At 67.4% G+C, this 24,767-nt stretch carries 21 protein-coding genes and 1 tRNA gene; 10 read left to right on the top strand and 12 right to left on the bottom strand.

What is annotated here, in order from left to right; all coding sequences use genetic code 11:
• Positions 1-202: 202 nt before the first annotated feature.
• Entirely contained in the window at positions 203-469 is a 267-nt protein-coding gene (locus tag IEW34_RS11220; protein ID WP_188609287.1) for a hypothetical protein, read from the bottom strand.
• Between the two features lie 235 nt (positions 470-704).
• On the opposite strand from IEW34_RS11220, the gene IEW34_RS11215 reads away from it, so the two are divergent.
• From IEW34_RS11215 to IEW34_RS11200, 4 genes are all read left to right on the top strand, one after another.
• On the top strand, positions 705-1,559 hold the full coding sequence (locus tag IEW34_RS11215) for a DUF2092 domain-containing protein (RefSeq protein ID WP_188609286.1): 855 nt from the start codon (positions 705-707) through the stop codon (positions 1,557-1,559).
• An 11-nt stretch (positions 1,560-1,570) separates the two neighbouring features.
• On the top strand, positions 1,571-2,035 hold the full coding sequence (locus tag IEW34_RS11210) for a DUF6515 family protein (protein WP_188609285.1): 465 nt from the start codon (positions 1,571-1,573) through the stop codon (positions 2,033-2,035).
• Positions 2,036-2,195: 160 nt separating this feature from the next.
• Positions 2,196-2,861, top strand: a complete 666-nt coding sequence (locus IEW34_RS11205) for a glutathione S-transferase family protein (protein ID WP_188609284.1) — start codon at positions 2,196-2,198, stop codon at positions 2,859-2,861.
• 119 nt (positions 2,862-2,980) lie between these two features.
• The gene (locus IEW34_RS11200; protein ID WP_188609283.1) at positions 2,981-4,189 is read left to right on the top strand and encodes an ABC transporter substrate-binding protein; all 1,209 of its coding nucleotides are present in this window, start codon (positions 2,981-2,983) and stop codon (positions 4,187-4,189) included.
• A gap of 267 nt (positions 4,190-4,456) precedes the next feature.
• On the opposite strand, the gene IEW34_RS11195 is transcribed toward IEW34_RS11200, so the two are convergent.
• On the bottom strand, positions 4,457-6,190 hold the full coding sequence (locus IEW34_RS11195) for an AMP-binding protein (protein WP_188609282.1): 1,734 nt from the start codon (positions 6,188-6,190) through the stop codon (positions 4,457-4,459).
• 310 nt (positions 6,191-6,500) lie between these two features.
• On the opposite strand from IEW34_RS11195, the gene IEW34_RS11190 reads away from it, so the two are divergent.
• Both IEW34_RS11190 and IEW34_RS11185 read left to right on the top strand, forming a co-directional pair.
• Positions 6,501-7,073, top strand: a complete 573-nt coding sequence (locus IEW34_RS11190; protein WP_210324487.1) for a MarR family winged helix-turn-helix transcriptional regulator — start codon at positions 6,501-6,503, stop codon at positions 7,071-7,073.
• Between the two features lie 185 nt (positions 7,074-7,258).
• A complete protein-coding gene (locus IEW34_RS11185) occupies positions 7,259-8,875 on the top strand; it encodes an AMP-binding protein (RefSeq protein ID WP_188609281.1) in 1,617 nt (538 codons plus the stop codon).
• An 18-nt stretch (positions 8,876-8,893) separates the two neighbouring features.
• Here the strand turns inward: IEW34_RS11185 and IEW34_RS11180 are convergent, their stop codons facing one another.
• The 4 genes from IEW34_RS11180 to IEW34_RS11165 all read right to left on the bottom strand — a co-directional run bounded on the left by IEW34_RS11180 (position 8,894) and on the right by IEW34_RS11165 (position 12,895).
• Positions 8,894-9,295: an ASCH domain-containing protein gene (locus IEW34_RS11180; protein WP_188609280.1), complete on the bottom strand. Its 402-nt coding sequence runs from the start codon at positions 9,293-9,295 to the stop codon at positions 8,894-8,896.
• A 67-nt stretch (positions 9,296-9,362) separates the two neighbouring features.
• Complete coding sequence (locus IEW34_RS11175) at positions 9,363-10,259, bottom strand: polysaccharide deacetylase family protein (RefSeq protein ID WP_244641933.1); 897 nt, start codon at positions 10,257-10,259, stop codon at positions 9,363-9,365.
• A gap of 39 nt (positions 10,260-10,298) precedes the next feature.
• Entirely contained in the window at positions 10,299-11,552 is a 1,254-nt protein-coding gene (locus IEW34_RS11170) for an MFS transporter (RefSeq protein WP_188609279.1), read from the bottom strand.
• Positions 11,553-11,674: 122 nt separating this feature from the next.
• Complete coding sequence (locus IEW34_RS11165; protein WP_188609278.1) at positions 11,675-12,895, bottom strand: alpha/beta hydrolase family protein; 1,221 nt, start codon at positions 12,893-12,895, stop codon at positions 11,675-11,677.
• A 151-nt stretch (positions 12,896-13,046) separates the two neighbouring features.
• On the opposite strand from IEW34_RS11165, the gene IEW34_RS11160 reads away from it, so the two are divergent.
• Positions 13,047-13,676: a cupin domain-containing protein gene (locus IEW34_RS11160; RefSeq protein WP_188609277.1), complete on the top strand. Its 630-nt coding sequence runs from the start codon at positions 13,047-13,049 to the stop codon at positions 13,674-13,676.
• Positions 13,677-13,739: 63 nt separating this feature from the next.
• Here the strand turns inward: IEW34_RS11160 and IEW34_RS11155 are convergent, their stop codons facing one another.
• From IEW34_RS11155 to dctP, 3 genes are all read right to left on the bottom strand, one after another.
• Positions 13,740-15,107, bottom strand: a complete 1,368-nt coding sequence (locus IEW34_RS11155; protein WP_188609276.1) for a TRAP transporter large permease — start codon at positions 15,105-15,107, stop codon at positions 13,740-13,742.
• A gap of 3 nt (positions 15,108-15,110) precedes the next feature.
• On the bottom strand, positions 15,111-16,238 hold the full coding sequence (locus tag IEW34_RS11150) for a TRAP transporter small permease subunit (RefSeq protein ID WP_188609275.1): 1,128 nt from the start codon (positions 16,236-16,238) through the stop codon (positions 15,111-15,113).
• Between the two features lie 81 nt (positions 16,239-16,319).
• A complete protein-coding gene (dctP, locus tag IEW34_RS11145; protein ID WP_188609274.1) occupies positions 16,320-17,432 on the bottom strand; it encodes a TRAP transporter substrate-binding protein DctP in 1,113 nt (370 codons plus the stop codon).
• Between the two features lie 386 nt (positions 17,433-17,818).
• On the opposite strand from dctP, the gene IEW34_RS11140 reads away from it, so the two are divergent.
• The 3 genes from IEW34_RS11140 to budC all read left to right on the top strand — a co-directional run bounded on the left by IEW34_RS11140 (position 17,819) and on the right by budC (position 20,462).
• Positions 17,819-18,385: a histidine phosphatase family protein gene (locus IEW34_RS11140; RefSeq protein ID WP_188609273.1), complete on the top strand. Its 567-nt coding sequence runs from the start codon at positions 17,819-17,821 to the stop codon at positions 18,383-18,385.
• A gap of 205 nt (positions 18,386-18,590) precedes the next feature.
• Positions 18,591-19,610: an alpha/beta fold hydrolase gene (locus IEW34_RS11135; protein ID WP_188609272.1), complete on the top strand. Its 1,020-nt coding sequence runs from the start codon at positions 18,591-18,593 to the stop codon at positions 19,608-19,610.
• A 63-nt stretch (positions 19,611-19,673) separates the two neighbouring features.
• Positions 19,674-20,462: a meso-2,3-butanediol dehydrogenase gene (gene budC / locus IEW34_RS11130; protein WP_188609271.1), complete on the top strand. Its 789-nt coding sequence runs from the start codon at positions 19,674-19,676 to the stop codon at positions 20,460-20,462.
• Between the two features lie 129 nt (positions 20,463-20,591).
• On the opposite strand, the gene IEW34_RS11125 is transcribed toward budC, so the two are convergent.
• The 3 genes from IEW34_RS11125 to IEW34_RS11115 form a co-directional block, all read right to left on the bottom strand.
• Positions 20,592-22,658: an elongation factor G gene (locus IEW34_RS11125; protein ID WP_188609270.1), complete on the bottom strand. Its 2,067-nt coding sequence runs from the start codon at positions 22,656-22,658 to the stop codon at positions 20,592-20,594.
• 210 nt (positions 22,659-22,868) lie between these two features.
• A complete protein-coding gene (gene mtnA / locus IEW34_RS11120; RefSeq protein ID WP_188609269.1) occupies positions 22,869-23,981 on the bottom strand; it encodes an S-methyl-5-thioribose-1-phosphate isomerase in 1,113 nt (370 codons plus the stop codon).
• Between the two features lie 272 nt (positions 23,982-24,253).
• Positions 24,254-24,330 (bottom strand) — tRNA-Met (locus IEW34_RS11115).
• Positions 24,331-24,767 lie beyond the last annotated feature (437 nt).

Below are 24,767 nucleotides of genomic sequence, written 5' to 3'. Positions count from 1 at the left end.
CCTCCCTAGGCTGTATGGCTTCCCGGCGGAACGACCGCCAGAGCATCTCCCCGCGAGATGGAATCACCTGATCAGAATTGCTTCAACCTTCGGAAGGTGACGTTTCGTTTGCAATCAAGTGATTCCACGTCGTCGCAACGCGCCTTTGGCGCGGAACGAACACGCGGGCGGCAAGCCTGGAGAGCGTGGATGCGCGAGACTGTCAGTCCGGCCCGCCGACGCCGCCCGGCAGCACGTCGTTGCCGAAGAGGTCGTCGCTGCCGGCCATGCCGCCGTCGAGCGGCGATTGCGTCTCGCTCTCGCGCACGTAATCGGAGCCGTTGTCCTCCTCGTCGCCCTCATCGCCGAGGTCGAGCCAGTTCTGGCCCTGGGGCGCGGGCTCCTGCTCTGCCCCGCGGCGCGTCTGCTGAGCTTCGGCAGAAACCGTTAGAGCGGCAACCAGTACGGTTCCCAGCACCATCGCGCGCATACCCGCCCCCGCTCGTCCGGTCGCTCGGCGACCAAGCCTCGTCCGCGCGCTTCCTAGCATCGGCCGGCGGCGCGAACAACGCTGGCTTCGCGGCCTCGATGCCGGTTGCCGGCATCGAGGTCCAGTCACCTAATCCATGGCGGCCGTAACCCGACTTGTGGTATGGCCGGCACCGTTGCCGCCGTGGGGCGCGGGGCGCCGGGCGGCTGATGGGCAATTGGAGGCTACCGGTTCCATGACGTCAACGTTCGTTGCCGAGCGACTTCGCCTGCTCGCGCCGCTTCTCGGCGCGCTATGCCTTGCGACATCTGCCTTGGCGCAGACCGCGGCCACGCCTGCTCCGGCCCAGCCCGCGGCTCCGCCGCAGGCGACGCCCGCCGGCCAGGCGCCGGCCACCGGGCAGACGGCCGCGCCGGCCGAGGCGCCCAAGCCGGTGATCGAGCAGAAGGCCCTCGATCTGGTCAAGGCGATGAGCGACAAGCTCGCCGCGGCCAAGACGCTGAGCGTCAGCGCCCGGGGCATGCGCGAGGTGCTCTCGACGCAGAACAACATGCTGATCTTCTTCAGCACCACGCGGGTCGAGCTTCAGCGCCCGGACCGGCTGAACGCCGTGGTGGATACCGACGGCCAGCGCATGCGCTTCGTCTATGACGGCAGGACGCTGACCGTCGCCGACACCAGCGCCAACCTGTTCAGCAAGCTCGACGCACCCGGCTCGCTCGACGAAACGCTCCAGGTGGCCGGCAAGCAGGGTATCCATCTCGCCCTGGCCGACTTCCTCTACAGCAATCCGTACAAGGCGCTGACCGACGGCCTCACCACGGCCTACGAGGTGCAGACCACCCAGCTGCACAATGCCAAGGTCAAGCACCTGGCCTTCGCCGGCAAGGGCGTGGAGTGGCAGATCTGGATCGATACGGAGACCCAGCTGCCCCATCTGCTGGCGGTCACCTACACCGATACCGAGCGCCATCCGCACTTCCTGGTCGAGCTCAGGAACTGGGAGCTGAACAAGGAGCTGCCGGCCAAGGCGTTCGAGTTCACGCCGCCCGCCAACGCCGCTCAGATCGAATTCCTGCCCGCGCGATAAGGAGGTCCCCCATGCGTCGCTTCATCCTTGCTGCGCTTTCGGCGCTATCCCTGATGGCGGTTGCAAGCCCGGCCTCGGCCTGGATCGCCGCCCATGGCGGCGGCTTCTGGCGCGGTCCCGCCGGCGGCATCCACGCCTGGCACGGCGGCTATGCGGCCGGCGGCGGCTATTGGCATGGCGGCGGATGCTGCTGGGGCGGCCCCGGCTGGGGCGGCGCCGCCGCGGCTGGCGCCGTCGGTCTCGCCGCGGGCGCGGCGATCGGCGCGGCGGCTGCCGTGCCACCGCCGCCCGTCGTCATCGCGCCGGCTCCCGTCGTGGTCGCGGCGCCGGCCGGCGCCACCTTCTACGCCCTGCCCGGCGGCTGCGAGTCCGCCACGGTGAACGGCGCCCGCTACTACAATTGTGCCGGCACCTATTATCGGCCCTACAGCTACGGGGGGCGCACCGTGTACCAGGTCGTGCCGCCGCCCTTCTAAGGCCTCCGGGGCCGGTCCTCGATCGGCAATGGAAGGGCCTCTCCCGCCATACGGCGGGCAAGGGCGGATGGATCGAAGCCATCCGCCCTTTTCGCCCGTGCGGCCTGGATCCACCGAGTCGCTGCTTCAGACGGCGGGCGGCATCGCCGAGGGGAGACGCATGCTCGTTGTCCACCACCTGGAGAACTCGCGCTCGCAGCGGGTGCTGTGGCTGCTGGAGGAGCTCGGCATTCCCTACGAGGTGAAGCGCTACGCGCGCGAAGCGTCCATGCGGGCGCCGGCGGCGCTCAAGGCGATCCATCCGCTCGGCAAATCGCCGATCGTGACCGACGGCGACCTCGTCGTGGCCGAGTCCGGTGCCATCGTCGAATATGTGCTCGACCGTTATGGCGACGGCGGGCTGCGGCCTCCGCCGGGCACGCCGGAACGGCTGCGTTACAGCTACTGGCTGCACTTCGCCGAGGGCTCGGCGATGCCGCCGCTGCTGCTCAAGCTGGTGCTCGGCCGCCTGCCGACCGCTGCGCCGGCGGTGCTGCGGCCACTGCTGCGCGTCGTCGCCGGCAAGGCGATCGCCCGCGCCGTGGAGCCGCAGTTGGCCGACCAGCGCGCATTCATGGAGGCGGAGCTCGGCCGCACCCCGTGGTTTGCCGGCGCCGACATGACCGCGGCCGACATCCAGATGAGCTTCCCCGTCGAAGCTTTCGCCGCCCGCGGCGGTCTCGACGCACGCTACCCCAACCTCACCGGCTTCCTGGCCCGCATCCATGGGCGCGACGCCTACAAGCGGGCGCTGGAGCGCGGGGGCCCCTACGCCTTGCTCAGCTGAGCAGACGGAGAAGTATCAACAGATTGACATTTACCCCCTGCCGTGGAAGCTCCCGCGATCCAGCAACGCCGCCTCGGCGGACAAGACGGCGTCCATGAGCTGAGCGAGGGGAGGACAGCATGAGGGGTTTGGTTCTGGCGGCGCTGGCGGCGCTGTCCCTGGCGGCAACACCCGGCATCGCCGCGGCACAAGCTGGCGATCCGGTCAAGATCGGCATTCTGAACGACCGCTCGTCGGTCTATTCGTCGATCACCGGGCCGGGCTCGGAGGTGGCGGCGAAGATGGCGGTCGAGGACTTCGGCGGCCAGTTGTTCGGCAAGCCCATCGAGGTGCTCGTCGCCGACCACCTGCACAAGCCCGACGTCGGTGCCGGCATCGCCCGCAAGTGGTTCGACGTCGATGGCGTCAATGCGGTGTTCGACATCTATAGCTCGGGCGTGTCCTTGGCCGTGCAGCGGCTGGCCGAAGATAAGAACAAGATCGTCGTGGTGTCGATGGCCAGCAGCCGTGACATCAGCGGAAAATCCTGCTCGCCCAACGGTATGCAGTGGGCCAACGACGGCTATTCCGTCGCCAAGCTGACCATCGACGGCAGCCGCAAGCCGGGCGCCGACAGCTGGTATTTCCTCACGGTCGACTACACCGCGGGGCATAGCATCGAAGCCGATGCCAAGAAGCTGATCGAAGCGCAGGGCGGCCAGTTCGTCGGCGCCGTCCGCTTTCCGCTGAACACGACGGACTTCAGCTCCTACCTGCTGCGCGCCCAATCCTCCGGCGCCAAGAACATCGTGCTGATCGGCGGCGGCAGCGACCTGATCAACGGCATCAAGCAGGCCGACGAGTTCGGCATCAACCAGGCCGGGCAGCGCTTCGTCCCGTTCTCGCTCACGACCGTCGACATCGTGGGGCTCGGCAACAAGGCGACGGCGGGCATGCCGCTGGTCTTCAGTTTCTACTGGGACGAATCCGACGCCACCAAGGCCTGGGCCGAGCGCTTCAAGCAACGCACTGGCAAGCTGCCGACCGACCCGCAGGCCAACGTCTACAGCGCCGTCAGCCACTATCTGAAGGCGGTCAAGGCCGCCGGCACCACGGACACGGCGGCCGTCCTCGCCAAGATGAAGGAGCTGCCGGTCGAGGACTTCTTCACCCACGGTGCCAAGGTCCGCGCCGACGGGCGGCTGATGCGCGACCTGTACTTCGCCGAGGTCAAGCAGCCTGCCGACATGAAGGGCGCCGAGGACCTGGTGAACCTCACCCGGAAGTTCACGGGCGAGCAGGCCTTCATCCCGGCCGACCAGAGCGACTGCAAAAATCTGAAGAAGTAGTCGCTGCCGCTAAGGCCGGACTTCATCGGCCATGGCGCTCACAGCTATTCTGATAGATTAGCCTCGTTCATGAGGATGGATGGTCGGGTCACGCCTGACCATCACGCTGTTGAGACGAGCAGACTTTGACCTCCAACGTCATGGCCGGGCTTGACCCGGCCAACCATCTACTTAGGAAGACACCACCTCGCCGTGAGCCGATCTGCTAAAATCTCTCGGGCCACGCCCACCGAGCGATGACCCGATCGAGACGGGCGATAATTGGCCTCACAGCTGCTGGGCCAGCTCTTCCTTCTTGACCTTGCCGGTGGTGGTCATCGGCAGGCTCTCGGCGATGCGCAGCTCCGGGATCTTGTAGACGGCAAGCCGTTCACGGCAGAACGCCGTGAGGTCGTCCGCCGACACCTTGCCGGCCTGGGCCGGATGCAGCGTGACGAACGCGACGGGGACCTGGCCGCGCACGGGATCCTCGCGGCCGATGACGCCGCTTCCGGTCACCGCCGGGTGCTGGCCGAGCACGGCCTCGATCTCCGCCGGGAACACGCTCATGCCCTTGACCTTGAGCATCTCCTTGCGGCGTCCGAGGAAATGGATCGAGCCGTCCTCGCCGATCATGCCGATATCGCCGGTGCGCAGCCAGCCGCCGACCAGGCCCTCGCGCGTGGCGTCCGGCTTGTTCCAGTAGCCCTTGAGCAGCGAGGGCGAGCGCACGCAGAGCTCGCCTTCCTCGCCCAGCGGCTTCAGCCTGTCGCTGCCGAACTCCATGATCTTGAAGACTGTGCCGGGCACCGGCAGGCCACAGAACACCTGCCGCGCCTTGAGATCGGCGTCGCCCTCCTGGAAGCCGCGGGTGAAGGTGTCGACCGAATGGGTCTCCGTCATGCCCCATGCGGCCTCGCGCAGGGTGGCGCCGGTGTGCGTCCGCCAGCCTTCGCGGAAGGAGACGTTCAACTTCTTGACGAATGAGGCGACCACGACGTCTTGCAGGGACGTCAGATCATGGTCTCCGATGCGCGGGTGCTCCATCAACTCCACCGCATTGTCGACCACCATGGCGGAGAAGGTCACCTTGTAGCGCTCGACGGCGGCCATATAGGCCTCCGGGTCCCAGCGGGCGAGCAGCACGCAGGTGCCGCCGCTGATCACGGGGATCAGAATGCCGAAGTCCTCGCCGGCCATCCAGAAGATCGGCCAGAAGTTGATGATGATGGCATCGGGACCGATGTCGGCGGTGATGGAGGTGCCGGTCGCCGCGGTATAGAGCATGTTGCGCTGGGTGTGCACGCAGCCCTTCGGCATGCCGGTGGTGCCGCCGGTGTAGTTGAGCGCGGCCACCGCATCGAGATCGGCCTCGATCTGCGGCGCCTCGCCGGTCTCCGCCACCAGCGCGGCCATCAGATCGACGACACCAGCCGGCAGCGGGCCGCGCGGCACCGTCAGCGCCGATGGCAGCGGGCCGAACGGCTCGTCGGGCAACATGTCGAGGAACGAGGTGGCGAGCACGTGGCGGACCGAGGTCTCAGCCCTGGATGCCTCGACCACCGGCAGCAGCTGGTCGTGCGTCACGAGGATCTCGGCCGCGGTGTCGTTGAGCTCGTAGATGAACTCGGCCTCGCGGAACATCGGATTGACCGGCACGTGCACGCCGCCGGCCTTCAGGATACCGTAGAAGGCGACGAAGAACTGGGGGCAGTTGGGCAGGAAGACGGCCACCCGGTCGCCCCGCTTGAACCCGTAGCGGCCCAGCAGCGCGGCGAAGCGATCGCTCAACCGGTCGAGCTCGCCGTAGCTGATCTCGCGGCCATAGAAGACGATCGCGGGCTTGGCCGGCGTGCGGCGCGCCCACTCGCGCAGATATTCGGTGATGGCGATTTCACCGAGCGGATAGCGCGCCTCGCGGGGCACATCAGCTGGCCAGCGCTGCGCCCAAAATTGCCCCACGTGGGCCAGATAGGCCGCCTCGCTCGCGGTGTAACCGGCTGCGTCTGCCTCGACCTTCATCATATCCTCCCGTCATGGCCTTGAGCCCGTGGTCGCTGCCGATCCCGGCCTTGAGCCGTATCGTCCTGGTTGTGGCCATCTTGCGCGCTCCACCGCTTGCGCGTAAGCACGACGGCCTCCTGCGGAGATCGTGGCCGCGGGACGCTGCGGCGACCGCGTCGTCAGCAAGCTGACAAGAAGCGGCTTCTGCCCGATATTTCCGCGTCCGGCCAAGCGATCGGCCGACCCAAGCTCTACGGGCGAGGGCGAGACGCGTCAATATATTGACACGTCCGCTCCTGTCCGGAGCCGCGAACAGCAAGGAGCCCTGGTGCCCCACGAGCCCACCCGCGACGACGCCGACCATGAGCTCAACAACCGGCTGTTCTTCAGGCTCGTCCAGGCCGCCAACATCTATCACCGGCAGGCCACGCGCGAGCTCAGCATCTCCGCCATCCAGGGCGTGGTGCTGGGGGCGCTGTCGCGCTACCGGGACGAGGGCATCGCCTTCTCCGCTCTCGTCGAATACCTCGCAGTCAGCCGCCAGAATTTGGATGCCGTCCTGAAGCGGATGGAGCGGCAGGGCCTGGTGGAGCGCATTGAGGGCCCGACCGACCGGCGCATCCGCATCGTGCGGTTGACCTCGGCCGGCGCCGTGGCATGGGACGATCTAAGCGCCCGCACCGTCGAGTTCTACAAGCTCGCCACGGAGACGATACCGGTCGATGCCAGGGCGGCGTTCGTCGAAGTGCTGGTCCAGGTGTCGCGTGGCCTGAAGTCGATTCGGCTGGACTCGGCCAGGAAGCCAGGCCCCCGGCCCAAGCAGGGCCGCCGACGGCCGCACGCAGGGCAGGGCGCGACCGACGCGCCACGGCAGGCGCGCGGGGCGGAGGCCGGCGACTGACCAGAAAACGGTTGTCGCTGTCGCCAAAATCCATCAATACATTGATACGATCTGCGGCTCCGCGCCGGCGGGCGGCATGACCTTGCGCCGATCGACTCCGGCCGAAGCGTAGCCGGCCGAGGCCGAGGCGAGACCGCAGTCAAGGCGGCGGTGTGCGCTCCGCAATCACGTTTCAGGAGGGAACCATGGCTGTATCCGAGCCCCGCGTGCCGGCACGCGACGACTGCGTGCTCCGCTACGTGCTGGAGAGGCGCGCGGCCGCCCATCCCGATCGCCCCTTCATCCGGCTCGGCGACGGCAGCCACATCACCTACGGCGCCTTCAGGCAGCAGACGGAGCGGGCCGCAGCGGGGCTGGCCGCTCTGGGCGTCGGGCAGGGCGACACTGTCACCGTCTGGCTGCCCAACGGCGTCGAGATGATCCGCGTGTGGTTCGCCATCAACTGGCTGGGCGCCACCTACGTGCCGATCAATGTGGCCTATCGCGGCAACCTGCTGGCACACGTGCTGGCCAATGCCGGCTCCCGCGTCATCGTCGCCAGCGTCGACCTGGTGCCGCGCCTCGCCGACGTGGACCGGGCGAGCCTTGCGACCTGCGTGGTCGTCGGCGGCAGCGCCGGCGCCATCCCCGGCCTCGCCATGCTGGACGCAGCGTCCGCCCTCGACGGTGATGCCGCCGCGATCCCCGCCCTCGCCCGGCCCATCGAGCCATGGGACGTGCAGTCGATCATCTATACGTCGGGTACCACGGGCCGCTCGAAGGGGGTGATCAGCTCCTACGCCCATCTCTTCCACATGAGCGGGCCGCAGAGCTTCCACATGCTCGACGAGACCGACAGCTTCCTGCTCTACGGCCCACTGTTCCACGTCGGCGGCACGCTGCCGGTGGTCGCATCGCTCAACCGGGGCGGCGCCGTCGGCGTTGCCGGCGAGTTCTCGACCGAGACGTTCTGGCCGGCGGTGCGCGCCACCGGCGCCACCTTCGTCATCCTGCTCGGCGTGATGACCAGCTTCATCGCCAAGCGGCCGCCCTCGCCGGAGGACCGCAACCACACCCTGAAGAAGGCGATGATGATCCCGCTCGACGAGGGCTGGGCCGCCTTCGCCGAGCGCTTCGGCGTGACGGTCTGGACCTTGTTCAACATGACCGAGATCAACGTGCCGATCGTCTCGCAGCCCAACCCGCCCAAGCTCGGCACCTGCGGGCGCCAGCGCGACGGCGTCGAGCTGCGCATCGTCGACGAGCACGACTGCGAGGTTGCCGACGGGCAGGTCGGCGAGCTGATCATCCGCACCGACGCCCCGTGGGCGCTCAACTCCGGCTATTTCAAGGACCCGGAGGCGACGGCGAAGGCCTGGCGCAACGGCTGGTTCCACACCGGCGACGCCTTCCGCCGCGACGGCGACGGCGACTATTTCTTCGTCGACCGCATGAAGGACGCCATCCGCCGTCGCGGCGAGAACATCTCCTCGTTCGAGGTCGAGGTGGAAATCCTGGCCCATCCGGCGGTGCGCGAATGCGCCGTGGTCGCCGTGCCGAACGAGACCTCCGAGGACGACGTGCTGGCGATCGTGGCGCCGACGCCGGGTGCCACCCTCGATCCGGCCGAACTGCTGGAGTTCCTCAGGCCCCGGCTCGCCCACTTCATGCTGCCGCGCTACGTGCGCGTGCTGCCGGACCTGCCGAGGACCCCCACCCAGAAGGTGGAGAAGCACGTGCTGCGCAGCGCCGGCGTCACGTCCGACGTGTGGGACCGCGAGCAGGCGGGCATCCGCGTGGCGCGCGAGAAGCTCAGGGGCTGAGACCGCAGAGCGGCCCGATCAGCCGGCCCGATCGGCGGCATCGAGGATCTCGACCAGGCAGAAGCGCTCGCACCACAGCAGCATGTGCGGCGCGAAGCCGCCGTTCCGGGTGAAATACTCCCGGTGCGCGGAGCGCCAGTAGGCGAGCGTCAGATCGCCTTCGCCTTCATCGGCGGCGAAGGCGGCGTCGACCTCGTCGAACCGCCGCCGAGTCAGCTCCACGGTCCGCAGCACGGCCCGTGGCCGTCCTGCGCCGTCTACGACGACCCAAAGCTTGCCGACCTCGCTCCCCTTCGAACCCTCGTCGGCGCTCCAGCACGTCGCCGTCTTGCGGCCGATCAGGATGAGCGCGAGCAGTTCGTCCGCGAGCTCCGGCCCGTCGCCGAAAGGAAAGCGGTCCAGGTCGTGCCACGCCACCATCGCATCGCTCCAGGCGCATAGACGCTTTGGGGTCCCCTGCCCCTGGCCCGGCCGACGGCACCCGCTATCAGCCGCCGGCGGCCCGCTCAGAGCGGTACCAGTCGAGGATCTCGGCCCCGGTCCACATGACCACGCCGTCGTGGCCGAGGATATGGTCGTAGAGCATCTCCAGATACTTGATCCGGTGGGGCACCCCAGTGAGGTAGGGATGGATCGAGATGGCCATGACCCGCGGCGCCCGGGCGCCGTCCAGGTAGAGGCGGTCGAACTGATCACGCCCGCGGCGCCAGATCTCGTCGGACGGCTGCTGCTGCACGGCACTGATGACGACGTCGTTGATCTCGACCGTGTAGGGGACGGAGACCATGGCTCCGGCCCGCGTCGCCAGCAGCACCGGCTGCTCGTCCAGCACCCAGTCGGCGACGTATTCGATGCCCGCCTCGGCCAAGAGGTCCAGAGTCTCGTCCGTCTCGGTGAGGCCGGGGCTCTCCCACCCCCGCGGCGGCCGGCCGGTGAAATCGGCGATGGCCTTGATGGTGTCGGCGATGGCGGCGCGCTGGTCGCCGACCTTGTGCATGGGCCGCTGGACGAAGCCGTGGCCCATGAACTCCCAGCCGGCGTCGCGCGCCGCCCGGCAGGCCTCCGCGTAGACCGCGCACGCGCTGCCGTTGACGGCGAAGGTCGCCTTCAGGCCACGGCTGCCCAGCACATCGAGGAAGCGCCAGAAGCCGACCCGCATGCCGTACTCGTGCCAGGCCCAATTGGGCACGTCGGGCAGCAGCGGCTGGCCCATGGGTGGCGGCAGCACGGCCCGCGGCATGGCCGCATCCGGGCTCCAGCTCTCGACGTTGACGATGGTCCAGACGGCGACGCGGGCGCCGTTCGGCAGCGCCAGCGGCGGGCGCCGGTGGATCGGCGTGTAGTCCAGACGGGCGCGGATGCTGCGGCCGATATCGTCGCTCACGCTGATCCTCCGTTGCCGCGGTTATACGGCCAAGGCCGCTCAGGCGGGGGGCCGCGCGCGCCGAACCGCCTTGGCGTCGAGGAACAGCATGGCGACGATGGCGATCAGCGGGAACAGGCACAGCTGCAGCAGGCTCGCCTGGCCCCAGCCGAACTGTGTGCGCAGCGCCGCGAACAGGTAGCCGGCAAGGCTTGCCGGCAGGTAGAGGCAGGTCACCATGATGCCCGAGGCGCGGCCGACGAAGGCCGGGCGCACGCAGCGCTGGATCAGCGAGTAGGTGTTGACGAAGACGACGCCGCTGCCGACGGCGCCGGCGACGAAGGCCAGCGCATATTGCGCCGGCGCCGATGTCGCGACGTTGAACATGAGATAGGAGTTCACGATCATCACTGAGATCGCGACGATGGCGATCCAGCGCTGGCTGACCCGGTCGGCCATGTAGCCGGCGGGAATGCCGAGCAGGGCGCCGAGCCCGAACAGGCTGGCAGCAAAACCCGCCTGGGGAATGCTCAGGCCGAGCTCTGTGCGCAGGAAGGTGGGGTAGAGGCCGAGGAAGCCATAGCCCGCAACCCCCAGGACGATGGCGCTGAGGGCGCAGATGAGGACGTTGCGGTTGAGCACGCGTGCCGGGATGTACTCGTCGGCGCCTGATGCGGCGAGGTCGAGCGGCTCGTTGCGATGCTCGGTGAAGGCGGGCGAGACCGTCAGCCGCGCCAGCACCATGATGGCGAGGCCGAGCACGCCATAGACGATCAGAGGCGTCCGCCAGTCGTTGGTCCACACCAGGAGATAGGCAGCGAGGATCGGCCCGACGAAGGAGCCGATGCCGTAGGCGAAGTTCATCGAGCCCAAGGCGACGGCGCGATTGGCCGCGAAATAGGCGCCGACGGCCGTGAACAGCGCCGCGTTCTGCATGCCCTCGCCGATCCCCGACAGGGCGCGATAGACGGCCATGTCGTAGAAGCCGACCGAGAAGGCCGACAGGATCGTCAGCACCGAATAGATCAGCATGCCGATGAGGATGACTTTCATGCGGGAGAAGCGGTCGAGCAGGTAGCCGGTCGGAATCCCGGACAGGCCGATGCCCAGGGTGAAGACGGTGGCCAGGAAGCCGCCCTGCTCGAGGGAAAAGGCATAGTGCGCGTTGACGTTGGGCAGCAGGATCGCGAACACGATCCGGTCCATGGCGTTGATCGCATAGGTCACGCCCATGATGACCAGCATGGTCATCGCCGCGCGCTGAGATAGGCGGTCCACCGGCGGCTCCGCCGCCACGGTCGATGCGATCGTCATGCTGCTCCCCATGGATGTTCCGCCGCAGGATGAGCCTGTGGGCGCATTCGCCCGCCCCGGCGGCGGCGCCCTCCGCCGCCGCCATGGCTCGGTGCGCAGGAGGCGCGCCGGCCAGGCCCGCCTCAGACCGGCCGCGCGCTGGCGCGCAAGGCGCGCTCGTCGATGCCGAAGCGCTCGACCAGCCAGTCGCCGATGATCTCCTGGCCGAGCGTCGGGTTGTCGTGCTGGCAATGGTCGGCGCCGGTCTCTTCCTCGCTGACCAGGTGGAAGGTCACGTCGACGCCCTTCGCCACCGCGTAGTCGCGTACCAACTTGGCCGCCTGCACGCCCAGGACGTCGTGGCCGCCGTGCACGATGAGGTAGGGACACTTCATACGGTCGAGCACGCCCTCCAGGCGGAAGCCGCGCACCACCTCGGGCAGCTCGCGCATGGACTTGGCCCCGGTGACCCACTTCAGGTGGTTGGCGAGCGGATGATCCTCGGGGCGCTCGCCGATCTGCGCGGCGAAATCCCAGATGGCGCCGTGCGAGATGCAGGCGGCGAGCCGCGGCTCGTAGCTGCCGGCGCGGGCGGCATAGTAGCCGCCGAGGCTTGAGCCGCAGAGCGCGATCCGCCCCATGTCGACGTCGTCGCGGGTCGCCAGATAATCGATGCAGCGGCCGATCGGCACCTCGTAGTCATGGCGGCTGATGACGCCGTGGCGCCGCAGCGTGCCGCCTTGGCCGGGGCCGTCGATCATCAGGACGGAGATGCCCCGCTGGAGCGCCCCATGCGCCTGCATGAACCACATCTCGTCCTTGATGGAATCGAGGCCGCCCATGGCGATGAGGACCGGCTGACGTCCGGCGCCGCGGGGCGAGCGCACGAAATAGGCGCACAGCGACACACCGTTCTCGTAAGGTATGTCGACGGCCTCGCCGGCCGGATCGAGGTAGGAGATGAACCGCTTCGAGCAGGTCTCCATCAGCTCGAAGGTGGGAAGCCGGCGCGGATCGTTCGGCGCCAGCCAGAATTCGGCCTGGCGATAGGAGCCGGCGGCACGCAGCCAGCAATTCTGCGCGGTCTGGATGTGGCCGCTTGCCTCGGCGCGGTCGCCGCGCTCGTGGTTCCGGCGGGCCACCCGCATCCACTCGGTGTGCCAGCTCTCCTCGTCGCCCGGCACCATGCGGGCGGCAGCCTGGAAGCACTCGCTGATCGTGCCGGCGCCTTCCTGCGTCTCTCCGAGCCCGCGCCTGAACTGGTACGACATCCAGGGATGGTCGGGCCAATGCTGCCAGCCGTACGGCTCGAAATGGGGCGCGTGGTCCTGCGCTTCGGCGTCGATCAGCATCGAGTCTGCCATCTCGGTCTCCACATCGCTGCTAGGCAGCAACTGTGTTACCTACATAGATAATCTTATTCAAGTAGCTTGAATGAAATTCCGGCCTATTTTGAGGACCAGCGATTCACGGCGGATCGCCGCTCTTCGGCCGACCGCCCGCACGGAGCCCGACATGCCTCGCCACAAGTCCTCGCCCACCGCGCCCACCGAGGAGGCGGACGAGCCGCCCGCCGACGACGTTCATATCGGCCGGCGGCTGCGTCACGCGCGGCTCACGCATCGGCTGACACTCCGCCAGCTGGCCGAGCAGGCGGAGTGCTCGGAGAGCATGCTGTCCAAGATCGAGAACGGACGCGCCTTGCCGTCGATGGCGACGCTCTATCGCGTCATCAAGGTGCTGGGTCTGACCATGGGGCAGCTGTTCACCAACGCGCATCGTCCCGCCGGCATCATCTCGCGCGCCGGCGAGCGCGCCATCCTGCCCATCCATCCGCTGCGCCCCAACAGCGACACTCGGGTCGAGCAGCTGATCCCGTACGACCCGAGCCATCTGCTGGAAGGCAGCATCCATCTCATTGCGCCGGGCGCCGGTGCGCAGACGCGCGAGGATCTGATCACGCACGAGGGCGAAGAGGTGGGCTACGTCGTCGAGGGAACGCTGGAGATCATCGTGGGCAAGGAGCGCTACACGGTCAGCGCGGGAGATTCCGCGCACTTCCGCTCGGAGATCCCGCACGGATACTTCAACCCCGGGCCGGAGCCGGCGCGCATCATCGTCATCAACACGCCGCCGACGTTCTAGCGCGGTGGCTTTGCGACATCTCGGCTTGCCCCTGATAGGGCACGCGCGCTCCGCGTTGCTCGTCTACCGGGCGTAGACGAGCCCGGGGAGCCACAAGATGATCTGCGGAAAGACGATGCAGAGCGCGACGCCGAGCGCCTGCAGGGCCATGAACTGGATGGACGCTCTGAAGATCGTGGCCATGCTGATCTCGGGCGGCGCCACGCTCTTCAGGTAGAACAGTGAATAGCCGAATGGTGGACTGAGGAACGCCATCTGCATGTTGATCATGAAGATGACTCCGTACCAGAGCGGCACGTCGGCCGCCGCGACGCCCGGAAACCCGAACACGCCGTTCCACTCCAGGCTCCGCATGATCGGCAGGAAGATCGGCACGGTCAGCAGCAGGATGCCGACCCAATCGAGGAACATGCCGAGCACGAACAGGATGGCCATCATCAGGGCCAGGATGCCGTAGGCCGGCAGGCCCGTTCCCAGGATCGAGTCCGCCACGAACTGCTGGCCGCCCTTGAGAATGAAGAAGCCGACGAACATCGTCGCGCCGAAGAAGATCCACATCACCATGGCCGTCGCCTTCAGCGTGGCCATGGCGGCGTCCTGAATGGCAAGCCAGTTCAACCGCCGCTGCAGGGCCGACACGAATAAGGCGCCGAAGGTGCCGATGCCGGCGGCCTCCACCGGCGTCGCAATGCCGAGGAAGATGATGCCGAGCACCAGGATGATGAGCAGCAGGGGCGCAATCGTGTTCCTGAGCAGCCGCAGCTTTTCGCGGAAGTCGACCCGCTCCTCCACCGGCAGCGCCGGACCGAGCTTGGGATTGATGTAGCAGCGCGCGGTGATGTAGGCGATGTACATGCCCGACAAGAGAAAACCGGGCAAGATCGACCCCACCAGCAATTCACCGAGGGATTGCTGGGCGACCACCGCGTAGACGATGGCCATGACCGAAGGCGGGATGAGAATGCCGAGCGTGCCGCCGGCCAGCAGGGCGCCGCAGGCCAGCTTCTGGTCGTAGCCGCGCTTGAGCATGGCCGGCAGCGCAATCATGCCCATGGTCACCTCGGTGGCGCCGACGACGCCAACCATGGCAGCGAGCGCTGTGCAGGCGACGACGGTCGCCGACGCGAGCCCACCCTTGAGCGCTCCGAGCCATTTGTAGACCGCGTCGAACAACTCCTCGATGATGCCGGCCTTCTCGAGCATGGCCGCCATAAAGATGAACAACGGCACCGCCGAGAGCTGGTAGTCGGTCATGAACGGAAAGATGCGCGACGGCATCATGTTCAGGACCGCCGCGTTGCCGAACAGAAACAGAAAGATGATCGCGAGGCTTCCAGTGCAGAAGGCCATCGGCAGGCCGAGCGCCAACAGGGCGCCCAGCGAGCTGAACATCAGCAGCGTCAGCCAGGCGATGTCGATGTCCCAGCCCATGGCTCAGGCACTCCCGCGCGCGAGCAGCGCGATGTCTTTGGCCAGTTTTGCGACACCTTGCAGGAACAGGAGCGCTGCACCGAGAGGCATGGTGAGCTTGATCGGCCAGTATTGGATGCCCCATTCCGTGAACGAATGCTCGTTGTTGCCGATCGAATCGAGAGCGAAGCGCCAACTCGTCCAGAACATCACGCCTGCGAATATGAAGAAGAAGACGGAGGTAACAATGTCGGCCATCGCCTTGCCGCGGGGCGAGAACCTGGCATAGAATACGTCGACCCTGACATGCTGGTCTTCGCGGTAGGCGTAAGCGCCGGCGAGCATGTACTGCATGCCGAACATCAGGAACATGCTCTCATGCACCCAGTTTGTCGGGGAATTGAAGACATATCTGGCCATCACCTCGTAGTAATAGACAAAGACCGAGATGACGGCCCAGTAGGCGACGAACTCGCCTACCCGCGTGTTGAGCAGCTCAATCTTGTCGGTGAACCATGTATGCAGTCCCAGCGTCGGATCCTCTCGCGTCCCCTGCTGCGCGACATCGGCCGGCATCGCCAGCGGATGCGGCGGGCTCCGCTCCGCGGCTTCGCACGCCTGTGCCCGGCTGACGACCCGGGGCAGCAGGACGGCGTCGATCAGCAGCATGACCGCCATCAGGATGGCCAGCCACCGCGAATGGCCTCGCGCCCGTTCGAGATTCTTCACTTCGACGGCAAATCGAGCTTCGGCGGCGCTCGCCGCCGCATTGGCCGCGGCGAGGCGGGCGGTCATGTCCGGCGTGGCGGCCTCGCCGGAGGGAATTTCGGCGCGCCTGGCGTCCCGATGCGAGGCCTCCGCCGCCGCCCGGGTGCGTGAGACATCCTCGCGCCGGTCGCCGATCACGGCGTTGGCATAGAGGATCGCCAGGAGCACCGGCACGAACACGAAGCCCCAGGCGCTGCGCACGTAGAGGCGATGAAGCCCCATGAACCCGGAGCAGAGCCAAAACAGATAGGCGACGAACAACGACGGCCCCGACGCGATGGCGCGGCGGCGCTCGCGTGCGACGAAGACCATGGCGAGAAGCGGAAACGCAATCAACGCGCCCCAATAGAGCCAATGCGGCAGCACGAAGTTCAAGCTCGGCATCGGAGCCTCGGATGGACGGAGCCGTCGCGGGAGCGGTCGGGCCCGCCGCGCTGCGGGCCCTCGCCTTGGCGGGCAAGATCTCTAGAGGTCAAGCTTTTGTCCAGCATACATGTCGGCCGTGACGTAGCCGATGCTGGGCGATTCCATCACGTCCAGCTGGGCCTTGAAGATTCGGGCTGCGTCCTTGTCCTTGTTCGCCCATTTGAACCAGATCGGCACCGCCACCTTCTGGAATTTTGGCAGGTCCTCGACCGGCAGCCGGTTGACCTCCGTTCCGGCCTTCAGGAATTTGGGCCAGGCCGCCATGTCGGCCTTCTGGATCGCGCCGTGATGAAGCGCCGAATAGGCCTCGACCTCGTTCTCCACCCACAGCTTCATCTTGGGCGAGAGCTTGTTCCAATGGTTCATACCGACGCAGAAATCCATCAGATCCACGGGCTGGTAGATCGATTCCAGACCCGGAGGCCCCATGAAGATGAACTTCGAGACCTGCGCAAAGCCGAGATCCCAGTTGACCGCAGGCCCGGTGTAGTCGGCCGCCTCGATCGTCCCCTTTTCCAGCGCGGAGAACACCTCGCCCCCGGGAAGAAGCGTCGTCTTGGCGCCGATCGCCGCAAAGCCTTCTGCGATCATGCCGCCGGGAACGCGCAGCTTTAGATCCCGGAAGTCCTCGATCGACCGGATCGGCCGCTTGGAATGGATGATATTGGGGCCGTGGTGGATCCGTCCGACATACATGATGCCCTGCTTGGCGAAGACATCGCGCGCCATCTGCAGGCCGCCATTCCCGTAAAAGAAGATGTCCCATTCATGCGGGTAGCGCAGGCCCATGAGGTACGACGACAGGAACGCCGTCGCCGGAACCTTTCCGGCCCAGTACAACGTGAATGAATTCATGGCCTCCAGAACGTTGTTCTTAACGCCGTCAAGAAGCTCGAAATCACCGACGATCTCCTTCGCGGCGAACGGCCTGAACTCCAATTCACCGCCAGTCTTTTCCTTGATCGTTCCACACCATTGCTTGAACGTCGCCAGGCCGATGCCGGCCGGCCACGACGTCTGCACCTTCCAGGTCGTCGTCTCGGCGGCTTGCGCGTTGCGGATGAATGGCGCATAGACTAGCGCCGCCCCAGCCATTGCTGCACCGCCGACGACGGCGCGACGGGTGGTCGACCTGGCTGCATATGTATTCATGGTGTCCTCCCTGCGACATCCTTGATTCCGTGAGCGGAATTCTCTTCGGACTACGTAACATTTTGAGACCGTTCCCTAGGCGGCTCAACCCGCAGTTCTTCGATTCCGTGATTGTGAAGGCCCCAAAAAGCTGACCGAATACACGGACTTGGAGGCAATTTAGACTAAAGGTGAAGATCCAAAGGCCGGGCGCGTCGCGAAGTCTTTCGAGTTGCGAACTTGGCCGGCGCGCAGGAATCCGGCACCGAACCTTCGGCCTGCTATGCGGCCGCAGACGGCCGGAGAATGCCCGATGACCCCTGGGCAGTCGCGTCATAGCCGTTGTGCTATGAAGCGGGGACGACCCGATGACCGGCGGTCACCGCGGTCGCACGGAGGGCGCTGACGTGGATGTATTTGCGATCCGGCATGGGGAAACGGCGTGGAGCCTCAGCGGCCAGCACACCGGCACCACCGATATCCCCTTGACCGACAACGGACGCCGCCTCGCCGAGCGGCTGCGGCCGGTGCTCGCCAAGGAGACGTTTGCGCTGGTACTGGTGAGCCCGATGCAGCGGGCGCGCGAGACCTGCGAGATCTCCGGCCTCGGTGCCCAGGCGGTGATCGAGCCGGACCTGCGCGAGTGGAACTACGGCGCCTACGAGGGCCGGACCACCGAAGAGATCCGGCGCGAGGCGCCCGGCTGGGAGCTGTTTGTGGACGGCTCTCCGGGCGGCGAGACCCCGGACGAGGTCGGCACGCGCGCCGACCGGGTGATCGCCCGCGCCCGGCAGGCCGGCGGCAAGGTGGCGCTATTCGCGCATGGCCACATCCTGCGCGTCGTCGGCGCCCGCTGGATCGGCTCGCCCACCGTTCTGGGCCAGCACCTTCTGCTCGGCACCGGCACCCTGTGCGTGCTCGGCTACTACCGGGAGACGCCGACGATCAACGTCTGGAACGGGCCGCTCGTCTAGAGCATTTCCGCGTTTCTTTGAATCACCGAAATGCGCTATCTGGTTGAATTCTCGCGTTTTCTTTACGCGAACCGGCGTCTACTTCGCTCGAAATCGCACTAGCTGGGCCCGAGCCGCGGCGACGCGCTCCGCGCTTCGCCACGATGCCGCCGATCTTCGGGTATCGGTTGCGCTCCCGGATTTCGCCGATGTCGAGGACCTCGTGATGTTCGCCTTGCGCTCTCTATGGCTGTCGTGCGCGCTTGCCGTCGCAGCCGCCGCCCCCGCCCTCGCGGCGGCCCCGGACGGGCCGAGCTATGGTCCGCAACTCGAGGGCTTCGCCTACCCCTATCCGCTCCAGCATTTCGCGTTCGAGTCCCAGGGCAAGCGGCTCGAGATGGGCTTCATGGACGTGCCGCCCGCCGGCCCGCCGAACGGCCGCACCGCCGTGGTCATGCACGGCAAGAACTTCTGCGCCGCCACCTGGGAGGACACCATCAAGGCCCTCAGCGCAGCGGGCTACCGGGTGATCGCGCCCGATCAGATCGGCTTCTGCACCTCGACCAAGCCCGAGAGCTACCAGTACAGCTTCCAGCAGCTGGCGACCAATACGCGCGCACTGCTGGAGAAGCTCGGTGTGCCGCGGGCGACGCTGATCGCTCATTCAACCGGCGGCATGCTGGCGACGCGCTATGCGCTTCTCTATCCCGCGCAGGTGGACCGGCTGGTACTCGTCAACCCGATCGGGCTGGAGGACTGGAAGGCGCTCGGCGTTCCCTACCGCACCGTCGACCAATGGTTCGAGCGCGAGCTCAAGCTCTCGGCCGAAGGCGTCCGCAAATACGAGCAGGCGACCTACTACGCCGGCCGCTGGAAACCCGAGTTCGACCGCTGGGTGGATATGCTGGCGGGCCTCAACAGGGGGCCCGGCCATCGCCTGGTGGCGTGGAATTCCGCCCTGATCTACGACATGATCTTCACCCAGCCGGTCTACTACGAGTTCAAGGATCTCAAGGTGCCGACGGTGCTGATGATCGGCGACGCCGACACCACGGCGATCGGCAGCGACATCGCGCCGCCCGCGGTGAAGGCGAAGCTCGGCCATTACGACGTGCTCGGCAAGGACGTGGCCCGGTTGATCCCGCAGGCGACCCTCGTCGACTTCCCCGGCCTCGGCCATGCGCCGCAGATGGAGGAGCCTGCGCGCTTCAATGATACCTTGCTGAAGGAGTTGGCCAAGAAATAGGCTGGGCTCCGGCGGCATCGGGCTGCAACAGAAGACGCACGCACAATTCAAGGGCGGGACGGCATGAGCGGTCGATTTGAGGGGCGGGTGGTGCTGATCACCGCCGCCGCGTCCGGCATCGGGCTTGCGGCAGCAACAAGGTTGTCCCGGGAAGGCGCGCGGCTGGCGTTGTCGGACCTGCGGCTCGACGCGCTGGAGGCTCGCGCCGCGGAGTTGGCGCTGCCGCGCGACCAGCTCATCTGCTCCGCCACGGACGTGCGCGACGTCCGCCAGATCGAGGCCTTCGTGGCGCAGGCGGCCGGCGCGTTCGGGCGCATCGACGTGCTGGTCAACAATGCCGGGATCGGCCGGCGAGGCCAGGTCGCGGGCCTCGCCGACGAGGACTGGCGCCAGGTCATGGACGTGACGCTGGATTCGGTCTTCTACGGCGCCCGCGCGGCGTTGCCGCACCTCACCCGGACGCGCGGCAACATCGTCAACATCGCCTCGATTTCCGGGCTCGCCGGCGACGGCGGCAACGCCGCCTACAACGCCGCCAAGGGCGCCGTGGTCAATCTGACGCGCGCCATGGCCGTCGACCACGGGCCCGATGGCGTGCGCGTCAATGCCGTGTGTCCGGGCCTGACGGTGACGCCGCTGACGCGCAAGATGCGCGAAACACCGGCGGTCATGGACCAGTTCGAGGAGCGCATTCCCCTGGCGCGCGCCGGCGAGGCCGACGAGATCGCGGCGGCGATCGCCTTCCTCGCCTCGGATGAAGCGTCCTACGTGACCGGTGTCAGTCTCGCCGTCGATGGCGGCCTCACGGCATGGACCGGCCAGCCGGTATGGCGCCCCAAGCGCAGCGCGTGAGCGGTTTCGCCCGCTCTCGCGCGGCATCCCGCGTTCGGCCGAGCCTGCTCATCCGCCCGCCCTGCCCTCTTCGGCCCTATCTCGTGCTCGCAGCCGGCGCGAAGAAGCGCGAGCGCCGCGTTCACCGCGCTACACGGCCGCCTGCCGGGCGGCCACCACCTGGTCGGCGTCGCGACCCACGAACTCCGCAAGATGGTGGAAACTCGCCTCGAAGGTCCCCACGCCGGCCGTGACCGAGCGCAGCTCGATGATCAGATCGGCCATTTCCGCCTCGGGGATCTGCGCCTCCACCACGTCCCACCCGGGCCAGCCGTCGCGCGCGTCGAAGCCGAGGATCTGGCCGCGGCGGGACGACACGATGGCGTTGACCTTGGCGGTCGCCTCCGTGGGGGCGGCAATGGAAATGGCCAGCACCGGCTCGAGCAGAACCGGCGCGCAGCGCGGCAGGGCGTCGATCATGGCGATGCGCGCCGCCTGCTGGAACGCCATGTCCGAGGAGTCCACCGTGTGGAAGGAACCGTCGGTCAGCGTGACGCGCACGTCGACGACCGGAAAGCCCAGCGGCCCCTTCCTGAGCGCTGCCTGACTGCCGGTTTCCACCGAGGAGATGTACTGGCGCGGAATGGCCCCGCCGACGATCCGCTCCTCGAACACGAAGCCTTCGCCGCGCGGCAGCGGCGCGATGTCGACGACCACGTCGCCGAATTGGCCGTGGCCGCCGGACTGCTTCTTGTGCCGGCCGCGCACCGCGGCCACGGCCTTGCGGATCGTCTCACGGTAGCCCACCTGCGGGGGCTGCGCCGACACCTCGATGCCGAACCGCGACGCCAGCCTCTCGGCCGCCACGCGCAGGTGCAGCTCGCCCTGGCCGCGCAGGATCAACCCGCCGTCGCTCGCCAGAGCGAGCGAGCGGTCCTCGTCGGCCAGCTTGCGCACCGCCGTTCCCAGCTTCACGTCGTCCTTGCGGTCGCGCGCCCGGATGGCGAGGGCCATGACCGGTCGCGGCGACGGCAAGTCGACGAGCGTCGGCGGGAGCTTGCCGAGCGACAGCGTATCGCCGGTGGCGACCGCATCGAGCCGCCCAAGCCCCACGACATCGCCGGCGATCGCCTCGGCCACCTTCTGCGTCGCCATTCCCATCAGTCGCACCAGGCCCGAAACGCGCGCCGTCTGTCCCGAAGAGGCCATCATGCTCATGCCGTCCTGCACGACGCCGTCTAGCACCCGCGCGACGGACAGCTTGCCGGCCTGGCCGGTGTGCAGCGTCTTCAGCACCTGCGCCACCGGCTGGCCCTGCGCTGCAAGGCCCAACCGCCGGGCCGTTTCGGCGACATCGGGCACTTCGTGACGGAGCGCCTTCATCAGGCGGCCGACGCCGTGGCCGTTCAGCGCCGAGCCGATAAGCACCGGCACGGCCAGGCCGTCGCGCATCTCATGGGTGAGGTCGGCAAAGACGCGCTCGCGCTCGGGCTCGATCTCCTCGACCAACTCTTCCATCAGCCGGTCGTCGTGCTCGGAGAGGCGCTCCAGCATGGCATAGCGCACCGCCCGTTCCTCCTCGGCCGCCTCGGCGGGAATCTCGGCGCTGCGCGATGGCGCGTGATCCTGGTAGAGGAAGGCCCGCTCGAGCGCGAGATCGATGAAGCCGACCGGCGACCCGTCCCGGTGAAGCGGCATATGCCGCAGCAGCAGGGGCACGGCCGAAGCTGGCTGGAGCGCGGCGATGGCCTCCTCGATGCTGCGGGTCAGCGTATCCAGCTTGTTGAGGAACAACAGCCGCGGAACGGCCTGCGCCTCCAACTCGTGCAGAACCAGCTGAAGGGCCGGTATCTTCTTGTCGTCGCCGTCCCATACCACGACCGCGGCATCCACGACGGGCAGAACCGGCTGCATCTCCGACAGGAACTCGACGGAGCCCGGACAGTCGACGAATGTGTAGGCGTCGCCCAGAAACTCGGCGCCGCCGATGTTGACCTCCGTGGTCATGCGATGGGCGCGAGCCTCGGCACTGGCATCGCCGACGCTGTTGCCGGCGCCGACGCTCCCTTGCCGCGACACGGCGCCGGCGCGCGCCAGCATCGCCTCGAGCAATGTCGTCTTGCCGCTCTGGAACGGGCCCACGATGGCAACGCACCGTGGACCCCTGCGACCTCTGCCGCCAGTGGCATCCTGGTCGCGGGTCTGGATCTCCTGCATGGCGATCACCTCCCGTATGTCGTCTTCCCTTAATCGGAGATGCTCGTCCTAAGTTTCGTGACCCGCAAGGGGTTTTGGCGGAAATCGCCAGACCGCGCGACGACCCTGCTTCGGCTCGCGCATCCCCGGCCTGGCGGCGCCGCCGCTGGCCAGAACGATGCCTGTGCCGTGGCCGTCGGGCTGCCGGCAGTCGCCGGCCCATCGCGGATATCAGCGCAAGGCACGCAGTAGAGGCGCGTCGGGATACAGCCCGGCCAAGCCATCCCGACTGGCGGGGCAGATGCCGCGCTCGGTGATCAGCCCGGTGACGTAGCGCGCCGGCGTGACATCGAAGGCCCAATTCGCCGCAGGGCTGCCCTCCGGCAGGATGGCGACCGTCTCGATGCGGCCGTCCGCAGTCCGGCCGGTGATGTGGCTCACCTCCCGCGGGTCGCGGCGCTCGATCTCGATGGTGCCGATGCCGTCGGCTAAGGTCCAGTCGATCGTCGTGTGAGGCAGCGCGACATAGAAGGGTACGCCGTTGTCATGCGCCGCCAGCGCCTTCAGGTAGGTGCCGATCTTGTTGCACACATCACCGCTCGCGGTGGTGCGATCGGTGCCGACGATGACGAGATCGACCAGCCCGTGCTGCATCAGATGGCCGCCGACATTATCGGCGATCACGGTATGCGCAACGCCGTGGCGGCCGAGCTCGAAGGCGGTGATGCTGGCCCCCTGGTTGCGAGGCCGCGTCTCATCCACCCAGACGTGGACCGGGAGGCCGCCGTCATGTGCCATATAGATCGGCGCCAGGGCCGTGCCCCAGTCGACCGTGGCCAGCCAGCCGGCGTTGCAGTGGGTCAGCACGTTGAGCCGCTCGGGCCGCCCCTTGCGCTCCCAGATCCGGTGGAACACCGCTAGGCCGTGCTCACCGATGGCGCGGCAGACCGCGACGTCATCGTCGCAGATCTCCGCGGCCCGGCGGTAGGCGGCCGCGGTTCGCTCGCCCGGCTTCAACACCGCCACGCGGGCCCGCACGTCATTCAGCGCCCAGCGCAGGTTGACGGCCGTCGGGCGCGTGGCCAGCAGGCGCTCGTAAGCGCCGGCCAACGCTGCATCGGACGGGTCGGCGCGCAAGGCCAGGGCCAAACCGAAGGCGCCGGTGGCACCGATCAGCGGCGCCCCGCGCACCTGCATGCTGGCGATGGCGTGTGCCACCTGCACCTCGCTCTCAAGCACCACCGTTCCAAAGCTATGGGGCAGCTTGGTCTGGTCGATGATGACGACGCGCCAACCATCCTCGGCCAGCCAGATAGTCCGATAGTGCTGTCCGTCGACCTTCATGGCTCACCCTTCGCGATGGAATCGCACCGGCGACAGCGCAGGACCGGCAGCAAGCTCTGACAAAGGCGGCGATCAGGCCTGTAGCGGGCCTCCTCTCGAGGTCCATACTAGCGCATTTCATCAAGATGCCGGCGTGGGGGAATCGCTGGCGCACGCCTGTGGAATGGCAGCCCAGCTTACATCAGTTGCAGTTGCCCGGCCGGAGAACGCGCGAAAGCCCCGCGGCTTGGGCTGCGGGGCTTGCTTGATGCTGATTGGTGGTGGGAATGAGTTGGTTGCGGGGGCTGGATTTGAACCAGCGACCTTCAGGTTATGAGCCTGACGAGCTACCGGGCTGCTCCACCCCGCGCCAACTATGCTGCGACTGCTGCGGCGCAGCCCGGATTTCTGGGATGCCCGCTTCGCTGTCGCTCCGCGGGATGGCTGCTCCACCCCGCGCCAACTATGCTGCGACTGTTGCGGTGCAGCCCGGATTGTTGGGTGCCCGCTTTGCTGTCGCTCCGCGGGATGGCTGCTCCACCCCGCGCCAACTATGCTGCGACTGCTGCGGTGCAGCCCGGATTGTTGGGTGCCCGCTTTGCTGCCGCTCCGCGGGATGGCTGCACCACCCTGCGTGAACTGGGATGCGACCGGTTGTGTTTCGGCCGCGGTGCGGGACTAATCAGCGTCCCGCGGATGTGCATTGCCCTAAACACGAACGCGGCGCTTGGGGGCGCCGCGTGCGTGCTCGGGGTCGTGAAGAGGGAATATGTTTCTGTCCTTGGCAGGCCCGGCGACGACCTACTC

It is taken from the genome of Chelatococcus reniformis (assembly GCF_014640075.1).
Lineage (GTDB): Bacteria > Pseudomonadota > Alphaproteobacteria > Rhizobiales > Beijerinckiaceae > Camelimonas > Camelimonas reniformis.
The sequence above is the reverse complement of the archived record's forward strand: the minus strand, read 5'-3'. Positions and strand labels throughout refer to the sequence as shown.